This is a genomic window from Cellulomonas sp. NPDC057328 (assembly GCF_042667215.1).
Taxonomy (GTDB): Bacteria; Actinomycetota; Actinomycetes; order Actinomycetales; family Cellulomonadaceae; genus Cellulomonas.
The window spans coordinates 1-6,571 of record NZ_JBHUZW010000165.1; the positions used below are offsets into that span (position 1 = coordinate 1).

Genomic DNA, 6,571 nt, shown 5'->3' on the forward strand with positions numbered 1-6,571 from the left:
TACGTGGCCTCCGGGCCCGGGCGGCATCGGCTGGGCCGGGCCGGACGAGCGCTGGAGAGCACGAAGGCCCGGAGAGCGCCAGGACCCTGGACAGCACGAAGGCCCGGACCGTGCGGTCCGGGCCTTCGTGGGGTCGGTGGTGCGCCGTGGCGCCTGGCTCAGGAGAGAGCCCGTGCCCCCGAGCCGTGCTCGGCGTGGAGGCGGTCGGTCTCGTCCTGCACATGCGTCGCGACGGTGGCGAACTTGGGTGCGTGCTCGCGCGCGTGGTGCGCGCAGAACAGCAGCTCGCCGACCGGGAGCACGACGCGGACGTACGCCTGCGCGCCGCAGCGGTCGCAGCGGTCGGCAGCCGTCAGCGGGGCCGTGTTGTCGATGGTCGTCCCTGTCACGTTTCCATACAACCATCCGGACCGCGGAACCATGTCCCGGAGCGGCCGAGGTTCGCCCACCGCGTACAAGATCGTGACGTGGCGTCACACGATCGTGACGTGCGCCACGGCCGGGACCTGGGCCGTGCGGGGAACCGGCATGGTGCCGCGGCTCTGTCAGCGGCCCCGGCTACCATCGCGGCGTGACGACGACCTCCTCCACCCCCGGCTACACCGCACGGCACCTCTCGGTGCTCGAGGGCCTGGAGGCGGTGCGCAAGCGCCCCGGCATGTACATCGGCACGACCGACAGCCGCGGCCTCATGCACTGCCTGTGGGAGATCATCGACAACTCCGTCGACGAGGCCCTCGGCGGCCACGGCGACCGCATCGAGATCGTCCTGCACGCCGACTCGTCCGTCGAGGTGCGCGACAACGGCCGCGGCGTGCCGGTCGACGTGGAGCCGAAGACGGGGCTCACCGGCGTCGAGGTCGTCTTCACCAAGCTGCACGCCGGCGGCAAGTTCGGCGGCGGGTCGTACGCGGCGTCGGGCGGTCTGCACGGCGTCGGCGCGTCCGTCGTGAACGCGCTGTCGGCGCGGCTCGACGTCGAGGTCGACCGCCACGGCCGCACGCACCGGATGAGCTTCCACCGCGGCGAGCCGGGTGTGTTCGACGACAGCGCCGGCGTGAGCCCGGAGTCGCCGTTCGAGCCGTTCGTCTCGGGGTCCGAGCTCGCCGTCGTCGGCAAGGTCGCGAAGGCGCGGACCGGCACCCGGGTGCGCTACTGGGCCGACCGCCAGATCTTCCTGCCGTCCGCGGTGTTCTCGTACGACGAGCTCGTCACGCGCGCCCGCCAGACCAGCTTCCTCGTGCCCGGCCTCGCGCTGACCGTCCGGGACGAGCGCGGCATCCCCGGCACGCCGGGCGAGCACGGCCCGCACGAGGAGACGTTCCTGCACGAGGGCGGCGTCGTCGACTTCGTCGACCACCTCGCGCCCGACGCGCCGGTCACGGACGTGTGGCACCTGACCGGCGAGGGCAGTTTCACGGAGACGGTGCCGGTCCTCGACGAGCGCGGGCACATGACGCCGCAGGAGGTGTCCCGCACGTGCGAGGTCGACGTCGCGGTGCGCTGGGGCACCGGCTACGCGACCGAGGTCCGCAGCTTCGTCAACATCATCGCGACGCCCAAGGGCGGTACGCACCTCGCCGGCTTCGAGGCCGCGCTGCTCAAGACGCTGCGCGCGCAGGTGACCGCCAACGCGCGGCGGCTCAAGGTGTCGGCCAAGGACTCGTCCGAGCGGATCGAGAAGGAGGACGTGCTCGCCGGGCTCACCGCCGTCGTCACGGTCCGGCTCGCCGAGCCGCAGTTCGAGGGCCAGACCAAGGAGGTCCTCGGCACCGCGCCCGTGCGCGGCATCGTGGCGCGTGTCGTCGAGCAGGAGCTCACGTCCCTGCTCACCTCGACGAAGCGGGAGCACAAGGCGCACTCCGCGGCGCTGCTGGACAAGGTCGTGGGCGAGATGCGCGCCCGCATCTCGGCGCGCAAGCAGAAGGAGATCTCCCGCCGCAAGACGGCGCTGGAGTCGTCGTCGCTGCCCGCGAAGCTCGCCGACTGCCGCATCGACGACGTCGAGCGCAGCGAGCTCTTCATCGTCGAGGGCGACAGCGCGCTCGGCACCGCGAAGCTCGCGCGCAGCTCCGACTACCAGGCGCTGCTGCCGATCCGCGGCAAGATCCTCAACGTCCAGAAGGCGTCCGTGGGCGACATGCTCAAGAACGCCGAGTGCGCGTCGATCATCCAGGTCATCGGTGCGGGCTCCGGCCGCACGTTCGACCTGGAGGCGGCCCGCTACGGCAAGGTCGTGCTCATGACCGACGCCGACGTCGACGGCGCCCACATCCGCACGCTGCTGCTCACGCTGTTCTTCCGCTACATGCGCCCGCTCGTGGAGGAGGGACGCGTGTACGCGGCGGTGCCGCCGCTGCACCGCGTCGAGGTGATCGGCGCCGGCTCCCGCAAGAACGAGTACCTCTACACGTACTCGGAGGCGGAGCTGACGGCGACCCTGAAGAAGCTCGACCGTGCGGGCCGGCGGTACAAGGACGACATCCAGCGGTACAAGGGCCTCGGCGAGATGGATGCCGACCAGCTCGCGGAGACCACCATGGACCCGCGGCACCGCACGCTCCGCCGCGTGACGGTCGAGGGCGCCCAGCGCGCGGAGGAGATCTTCGAGCTCCTGATGGGCTCGGACGTCGCACCGCGCAAGGACTTCATCGTGGCCGGCGCGAACGCGTTGGACCGCTCGCGCATCGACGCCTGACGCCGCGCCCGGCGGCGCCGGACAAACCGCTGGCAGCGCGGCCCGTCGGGACGGCAGGGTGGGGCGCATGAGCGAGACGACCGACGTGGTGACCCCGACGGCGCGCGACGGGGCGGTGCCGGCCCCGCCCCTGGCCCCCGTCGCGGAGCGCGCCGCCCCGCCCGCCGTCCTGGCGGCGCCGCCGGCGGACCTGGGCCTGACGTGGCGCCCCCTCACGGTGGACGACGCCGCCGACCTCACCGCGCTGGTGCAGCTGGTCGAGGAGGCCGACGGGCAGCCGTTCCGGACGTCCACCGAGGAGGTGGTCGAGGAGCTGTCGGCGCAGTGGCGCGACCTGCCCCGCGACACGCTCGTCGGGCTCGACGGCACGGGCGCGATGCGCGCGTGGGCACAGGTCGACACCGCACCGGGCGACACGAACCTCGTCCGCGCGTTCGTCTCCGGCGGCGTGCACCCGCTGTGGCGGGGGCGGGGCGTCGGCCGGGCGCTCGTCGCGTGGCTCGAGGGCCGTGCGCGCCAGGTGCTCGCGGCGTCCGGCAAGGACGTGCCGGCGCGGATCGCCGCCTACCTCGAGGACTCCGCACCGGCGAGCGCGCGCGTGTACGAGGCGGCGGGCTTCACGCCGATCCGCTACTACACGGAGATGCGGCGGTCGCTGCGCGCGGACCTGCCGGACGTGCCGGCGATCGACGGCGTGCGCGTGGTCCCGTGGTCGCCGGAGCTCGACGACGCGGTGCGCCTCGCGCACAACGCGGCGTTCGCCGACCACTGGGGGAGCGAGCCGCGCACGGCCGAGCAGTGGCGCGCCAACCGCGCGATGTTCGCGCCCGCGTGGAGCGTCGTGGCGCTGACGGACGACGACGAGGTCGTGGGCTACGCGACGTCCGGCCGGTACGAGCACGACTGGGAGGTCGCCGGGTACAGCTCCGGCTACACCGAGCTGCTCGGCGTGCGCCGCGAGTGGCGCGGCCGCGGGGTCGCGGTGGCCCTGCTCGCCGCGGTGATGCGCGCGTACGCCGCCGACGGCGTGGAGTACGCCGAGCTGGGCGTCGACACGGCGAACCCGTCCGGCGCGCACGGGCTGTACGCGCGGCTCGGCTACGAGGTGGTGCACTCGTCGACGATGTGGTCGATCGAGCTGTGACGTCGGCGACGTGACCGGCACGCACCCGCCCGGGACGCCCGGGCGGGTGCGTGCGGACGTTAGGGTCTGTGGACATGACCAGCGTGCTCGACCTGCAGGCCGTGACGATCCGCCGGGGGACGACGACGATCCTCGACGACCTGTCCTGGCAGGTGCGCGAGGGCGAGCGCTGGGTCGTCCTCGGCCGCAACGGCGCCGGCAAGACGACGCTGCTGCAGGTGGCGTCGGGACGCATGCACCCCACCCGCGGCACGGCGACGCTGCTGGGCTCGCGCCTCGGTGCGACGGACGTCTTCGAGCTGCGACCGCGCATCGGGCTCTCGAGCGCGGCGCTGGCGGACCGGATCCCGTCGGGCGAGACGGTCAAGGACGTGGTGCTGACGGCCGCCTACGGCGTGACGGGGCGGTGGCGCGAGGCCTACGAGGAGCTCGACGAGACGCGCGCGAACGACCTGCTCGCCGCGTTCGGCGTGGCGCACCTCGCCGCACGGTTCTTCGGGACGCTCTCGGAGGGCGAGCGCAAGCGCGTGCAGATCGCGCGCTCGCTCATGAGCGACCCGGAGCTGCTGCTGCTCGACGAGCCCGCGGCCGGCCTCGACCTCGGCGGCCGCGAGGAGCTCGTCGGGGCGCTGGCCGAGCTCGCGCGCGACCCGCGGTCGCCGGCGCTCGTGCTGGTCACGCACCACGTGGAGGAGATCCCGCCGGGCTTCACGCACCTGCTGCTGCTGCGGGCCGGCAAGGCGTTCGCCGCGGGGCCGATCGACGAGGTGCTGACGGCGGAGAACCTGTCGGGCACGTTCGACGTGCCGCTGCGGCTCGAGCACGGCGACGGCCGGTGGACGGCGCACGCCTCGACCCGGGCGTCGTCGAGCGCGCACTGACACGCACGCCGTGGGCCGCTCCCGGCCCGCTGCGCCACGAGTTCGCAAAGACGTGGCATAGGATCGTCACACGGACCGACGGCGGACGACCTGCGGAGGTGGCGGCATGGGCTGGCTGTGGTGGGTCGGCGGAGCGCTCCTGCTCGGCGTGCTGGAGATGATCTCGCTCGACCTCGTCCTCATCATGTTCGCCGGCGGTGCGCTCGCCGGGGGCGTGGCCTACGCGCTCGGCGCTCCGCTGGTGGTGCAGTTCGTCGTGGCCGCCGTGACGGCCGTCGTCCTGCTGCTCCTGCTGCGCCCGTGGCTGCTGCGCCACCTGCGCTCACGCGTCGACCTGCCGGAGACGAACGCCGCGGCGCTCGTCGGCCGGCCCGCCGTGGTCGTCACGGACGTCGACGGCTTCACGGGTCGCGTCAAGCTCGCCGGCGAGGTCTGGTCCGCCCGGACCGCCGACGGCACGGCGCTGCCGGCGGGTGCCCCGGTGCTCGTGATCCGCATCGACGGGGCCACCGCGGTGGTCGCCGCCACGGCGCCCGCACCGCGTACCGACGGGCCGCCCGCCACCGGCGCTGCGCCCGCCTGAACCACCCGGTCCGGGGCCACCGGGCCGTCCTCGCCGCCGTGACGGCGGCACGACTCGCGGAGGTCACATGACCGACACCAGCCCGGGGCAGATCGCCCTGATCGTCGTCCTCGGCCTCGTCCTGCTCTTCGTGATCGTCGCGCTCGTGCGTGCCGTGCGGATCGTGCCGCAGGCCGTCGCCGTCATCGTCGAGCGGCTCGGGCGCTACAACCGGACCCTGGACGCCGGCCTGCACCTGCTCATCCCGTTCGTCGACCGGGTGCGGGCCAGCGTCGACCTCCGTGAGCAGGTCGTGTCGTTCCCGCCGCAGCCGGTGATCACGTCCGACAACCTGGTCGTGAGCATCGACACCGTCATCTACTTCCAGGTGACGAGCCCCAAGGACGCGGTGTACGAGATCGCGAACTACATCACGGGCATCGAGCAGCTCACCGTCACGACGCTGCGCAACGTCATCGGGTCCATGGACCTCGAGCAGACCCTGACGAGCCGCGACCAGATCAACGGCCAGCTGCGCGGCGTGCTCGACGAGGCGACCGGCAAGTGGGGCATCCGCGTCAACCGCGTCGAGCTCAAGGCCATCGACCCGCCCGCGTCGGTGCAGGGCTCGATGGAGCAGCAGATGCGCGCCGAGCGGGACCGCCGCGCGGCGATCCTCACCGCGGAGGGCGTCAAGCAGTCGCAGATCCTCACGGCCGAGGGCGAGAAGCAGTCGGCGATCCTGCGGGCCGAGGGCGACGCGCAGTCCGCGATCCTGCGGGCCGAGGGTGAGGCGCGCGCGATCCTCCAGGTCTTCGACGCGGTGCACCGCGGCGACGCCGACCCGAAGCTGCTGGCCTACCAGTACCTGCAGACGCTGCCGAAGATCGCGTCCAGCCCGTCGAACAAGATGTGGTTCCTGCCCGCCGAGCTGAGCGGCGCGCTGGGGTGGCTCTCCAAGGGGTTCACGGGCCACGGCGACGGGGGCGGCGACGAGTACGTGACGCGGCCGGCGGGCAGCTCTCCGCTCGGCGCGGAGGACCTGCCGCCGGCGTCGCTGACCGACCCCGGGGAGGCGCTCGCGGAGGCGCGACGCGAGTCGGCGGCGGCGACGGCGGACGCGACGAGCGCCGGCACCCTCGCGGGTGCACCGTTCGACCCGACGGTCGAGCGCGGGCAGCGCCCGGGCGTCGACCGGCCCTCGCCGTCGGCCGCGGCGACGCCCGAGCCGTCGACGGGCCAGCAGCCCGAGCCGCCCACGGCCGGCTCCTGACACCGGGCGGCCC

At 73.7% G+C, this 6,571-nt stretch carries 6 protein-coding genes; 5 read left to right on the plus strand and 1 reads right to left on the minus strand.

Annotated features, from left to right (window positions below; translation table 11 throughout):
* Positions 1–158 precede the first annotated feature (158 nt).
* Complete coding sequence (locus ACFUMH_RS18140) at positions 159–422, minus strand: hypothetical protein (protein ID WP_378208832.1); 264 nt, start codon at positions 420–422, stop codon at positions 159–161.
* Positions 423–571: 149 nt separating this feature from the next.
* Between ACFUMH_RS18140 and ACFUMH_RS18145 the strand changes: the two genes are divergently transcribed.
* The 5 genes from ACFUMH_RS18145 to ACFUMH_RS18165 all read left to right on the plus strand — a co-directional run bounded on the left by ACFUMH_RS18145 (position 572) and on the right by ACFUMH_RS18165 (position 6,558).
* Positions 572–2,698 (plus strand): type IIA DNA topoisomerase subunit B, encoded by a 2,127-nt coding sequence (locus tag ACFUMH_RS18145; protein ID WP_378208834.1) that lies wholly within the window; start codon positions 572–574, stop codon positions 2,696–2,698.
* Between the two features lie 67 nt (positions 2,699–2,765).
* Positions 2,766–3,842, plus strand: coding sequence for a GNAT family N-acetyltransferase (locus ACFUMH_RS18150; protein WP_378208836.1), 1,077 nt, complete (start codon positions 2,766–2,768; stop codon positions 3,840–3,842).
* Positions 3,843–3,916: 74 nt separating this feature from the next.
* Positions 3,917–4,723, plus strand: a complete 807-nt coding sequence (locus ACFUMH_RS18155; RefSeq protein ID WP_378208838.1) for an ABC transporter ATP-binding protein — start codon at positions 3,917–3,919, stop codon at positions 4,721–4,723.
* Positions 4,724–4,829: 106 nt separating this feature from the next.
* Positions 4,830–5,306 carry an NfeD family protein gene (locus tag ACFUMH_RS18160; protein ID WP_378208840.1) on the plus strand — a complete coding sequence of 159 codons (477 nt, stop codon included), beginning with the start codon at positions 4,830–4,832 and terminating at the stop codon, positions 5,304–5,306.
* A 67-nt stretch (positions 5,307–5,373) separates the two neighbouring features.
* Complete coding sequence (locus tag ACFUMH_RS18165) at positions 5,374–6,558, plus strand: SPFH domain-containing protein (RefSeq protein ID WP_378208843.1); 1,185 nt, start codon at positions 5,374–5,376, stop codon at positions 6,556–6,558.
* The last annotated feature ends 13 nt before the right edge of the window (positions 6,559–6,571 follow it).

Bases quoted from the DNA above. Each gene is read 5' to 3' on its own strand.
- ACFUMH_RS18160 (WP_378208840.1), top strand. From the start codon at position 4,830: ATGGGCTGGCTGTGGTGGGTCGGCGGAGCGCTCCTGCTCGGCGTGCTG.
- ACFUMH_RS18155 (WP_378208838.1), top strand. From the start codon at position 3,917: ATGACCAGCGTGCTCGACCTGCAGGCCGTGACGATCCGCCGGGGGACG.
- ACFUMH_RS18165 (WP_378208843.1), top strand. From the start codon at position 5,374: ATGACCGACACCAGCCCGGGGCAGATCGCCCTGATCGTCGTCCTCGGC.
- ACFUMH_RS18140 (WP_378208832.1), bottom strand. From the start codon at position 422: ATGGTTCCGCGGTCCGGATGGTTGTATGGAAACGTGACAGGGACGACC.
- ACFUMH_RS18150 (WP_378208836.1), top strand. From the start codon at position 2,766: ATGAGCGAGACGACCGACGTGGTGACCCCGACGGCGCGCGACGGGGCG.